At 60.1% G+C, this 1,788-nt stretch carries 1 protein-coding gene, 2 tRNA genes and 1 pseudogene; 2 read left to right on the top strand and 2 right to left on the bottom strand.

Annotated elements, in window-relative coordinates:
• Positions 1–469: pseudogene (locus BHAP_RS11235) on the top strand (IS256 family transposase); the annotation flags it as partial.
• 155 nt (positions 470–624) lie between these two features.
• On the opposite strand, the gene BHAP_RS11230 reads toward BHAP_RS11235, so the two are convergent.
• Together BHAP_RS11230 and BHAP_RS11225 are read right to left on the bottom strand one after the other, a co-directional pair.
• Positions 625–699 (bottom strand) — tRNA-Gln (locus BHAP_RS11230).
• Between the two features lie 38 nt (positions 700–737).
• Positions 738–810, bottom strand: a tRNA-Glu gene (locus tag BHAP_RS11225).
• A gap of 561 nt (positions 811–1,371) precedes the next feature.
• On the opposite strand from BHAP_RS11225, the gene BHAP_RS11220 reads away from it, so the two are divergent.
• Positions 1,372–1,788 (top strand): IS110 family transposase (locus BHAP_RS11220; RefSeq protein ID WP_143248813.1); only part of this gene is annotated, 417 nt, incomplete at its 3' end.

Here is a 1,788-nt window from a genome sequence, read left to right as displayed (position 1 = left end):
GGGTTTCCTCGACGAGAAAAGCGAATACGCCGACGGCAGCGTGAACGACATGCACCAAAGACTCGTCAAGGCCAAGCGCATGATCCGCGGACGCATCCGCGAGGGGCACCTGTTCACGTTCCTCGACGAGGACCTGACGGAGAACGGAACGATACCATCCACGAACAACCTCATCGAATCATGGAACGGACGAATCCGGGACATGCTGCGCCATCACCGCGGACTGCGCCTGATCCGGCAACTGAAGGCGATCTGCTGGTGGTGCCACCAGCACGCCGAACACCCCGAGACGGACGCATGGCTGGCGACGAACGCGATCACGGACGAACGGCTGGAGAGCCTCTACCAGAAGGCATGGGAGAACAGCCCGCAGGGCCGATACGAGACGTTCGGCATCCCCATGCACCACGGCACCGGCATCGACTGGAACGACTTCCACACCCGGGTCGAATGGCCATCCAACGACTAGACCACCAGACACACATTTTGGCCTATAACCCCACGTTTCGACCATTAACCCGCGATTGACGCGCGACACTGATTGACGCGCCACGCCTACTACCTGATGCGTGACACTGAAATGCGCGAGAATAACAAAAAACCCTCGCACTTGCGAGGGCTCATTGGCTGGGATGCCTGGACTCGAACCAAGAATGGCTGAACCAGAATCAGCTGTGTTGCCAATTACACCACATCCCAATTTGGCTGGCGCGATAACTTATATAAGTTATCCGTCGTACCCCCAACCGGATTTGAACCGGTGTTGGCGCCGTGAGAGGGCGTAGTCCTAGACCGCTAGACGATGGGGGCTTAACTTTTCCGTTGTGCAGCGAACCGCGCAACAGGTGATTAATATACGCGAGTATCTTACCCAGCGCAAGTCACGGCGTGTCGCCTTATTTTTCAACGCTTTATACGCGCTCATCTAACGCGCGCATCCTCTCACGCTGACACTCAACGCACATACGGTCAGCCATTCAACACTCATGCCTCGCCTACATATTTACGACCGCTACCCTAGTTCATTAACGCCATCACATCACACTTATATTCTCGTCAGAGGTTCGTTCACGTTTTTCTCAGCTCCCCTTGTCGTCGAACCCACCCCATTACTATGTTTGGTAGGTCCCGAATGGTCGGGGCCGGGTCGCCGGTTCCGGTATGACTTTCCTGCCCTGTTATTGATGATCCGGGGGGTGTTGTCGCCGGGAGCGGGGGCGTTCGCAGACCGCTGATAGGAACCAGGCCGGCCGTATGGACGCTTCGGGACGCATGGCGCAGGTCTCTTCGTAATGTGGATGCGGCGCGGGCGTCCGGACCTTCTTGCAGGGTCCACGGCGGCCGGAAACCTTCATGACGGGAGGGATGACGATGACTCCGGACGACATCGACGTGTGGGTCGGACTGGACGTGGGCAAGAGCGCGCACCACGCGCACGCCCTCGACCACGACGGCAACACCCTGTACGACAAGCCACTCAAACAGGACGAGAAGGCCATCCGCACGATGCTGGAGAAGCTCTCCAGACGCGGGCGCGTGCTGCTGGTCGTCGACCAGCCCAACACCATCGGCTCCCTGCCGCTGACCGTGGCCCGGAGCATGGGCGTACAGGTCGCCTACCTGCCCGGCACCGCGATGCGCCGGACCGCGCAATTGCTGCCCGGAACCGCGAAGACCGACCGGAGGGACGCGTACGTGATCGCATGGGCCGCGCTCAAAATCCCCGAAAGCCTCAGGGACGCGGGCCCGGACGACGAGACCCTCGCCGCCCTGAAGATCCTCGCGGGC

Source organism: Bifidobacterium hapali, assembly GCF_002259755.1.
Classification (GTDB): domain Bacteria; phylum Actinomycetota; class Actinomycetes; order Actinomycetales; family Bifidobacteriaceae; genus Bifidobacterium; species Bifidobacterium hapali.
This window is presented reverse-complemented; position numbering and strand designations above follow the sequence as displayed.